The sequence below is a fragment of the Streptomyces sp. ADI96-02 genome, assembly GCF_003846185.1.
Classification (GTDB): domain Bacteria; phylum Actinomycetota; class Actinomycetes; order Streptomycetales; family Streptomycetaceae; genus Streptomyces.
The window spans coordinates 6710609-6711248 of the sequence record NZ_ML123034.1 but is presented as its reverse complement, the minus strand read 5'-3'; the positions used below and the strand labels follow the sequence as shown (position 1 = coordinate 6711248).

1 pseudogene is annotated in these 640 nt (G+C 66.9%); it reads left to right on the top strand.

The features are described 5' to 3' along the window. Positions 1-640, top strand: a pseudogene (locus tag EES43_RS30910) (hypothetical protein); the annotation flags it as partial.

Genomic DNA, 640 nt, shown 5'->3' with positions numbered 1-640 from the left:
AGACCGACACCCTGACCCCGAAGCAGCCCGGCACTGCCGAAGGCACGCAGGCGAAATACACCCTGGACGCGTTCGGGAACAAGACGCACAAGACGCTCACCAAGGGTGACGAATCCGTCGAGGGTTGGAAGACGAAGCTCGACGCCGCCGGCCGGACGGCGCAGGTCTCGCTGCCGGGTGGTGGCGGGACGTCGACCACGGCCTACAACAAGGTGAACGGGCTGGTCGAGTCGGTAACATTGGCGGACGGTTCGGTGGCGCACCAGCGCACCGGCCGGGCCGGGCGGACGGTCGAGGCGTGGACCTCGCCGAAGGACGACCCGGGTGCGAAGGTTCAGCACGTCCGTACGTCGTACGACCCGGTCACGGGTGGTGTGTCCGCGCGGTGGGTCGACGGTGACGAGGCCGCATCGAAGATCACCTATGCGTCGAACCCGGACGGCTCGGCTCGCGAGCGGATCGACCCGGGTGGGAAGAAGACCGCGTACACGTACACGGATGACGAGCAGGTCGCTTCGGTGACCGACCACACCGGTGCCGTCACCCGCTACACGTACGACGCGAAGTCCGGCCGGATGATCCAGGCCGTGCAGTCACGCGGTGAGAAGGAACTCGCCAAGGTTTCTTACCGTCATGACGC